Source organism: Virgibacillus salexigens, assembly GCF_014905415.1.
Classification (GTDB): domain Bacteria; phylum Bacillota; class Bacilli; order Bacillales; family Amphibacillaceae; genus Virgibacillus; species Virgibacillus salexigens.
Map to the genome: position 1 here is coordinate 1 of NZ_BNEO01000184.1, position 294 is coordinate 294.

Genomic DNA, 294 nt, shown 5'->3' on the forward strand with positions numbered 1-294 from the left:
TGGATAGATGGCCGCCTGTATATCCGGATACGACCTGTTCGCCGCCATCCCATTGGTCAAACGGTTTTACCATACACCAGAAGCATCCTCCAGCGAATGTAGCTCGTTGTTTCGTCATTTTATCCCTCTTTCACCGTACATATTTTCATTTGCCATTAATTTATATAGAATAAAGATACTATATCATATTTAATAAGGGGGTGACATGATGGAAGAGCCATTTATTCATAAAGTATTTATAGAAAAGGAGAAAAAAACGGGAAATTCGGATAGGCTGGATCCACCTTCGAGTAA

General features: G+C 39.5%; 1 protein-coding gene. It reads right to left on the reverse strand.

Annotated features, from left to right (window positions below; translation table 11 throughout):
* A partial coding sequence (locus JKP73_RS22765) for a peptide-methionine (S)-S-oxide reductase (RefSeq protein ID WP_200412053.1) occupies window positions 1-118 on the reverse strand: 118 nt, incomplete at its 3' end.
* Between the last annotated feature and the right edge of the window lie 176 nt (window positions 119-294).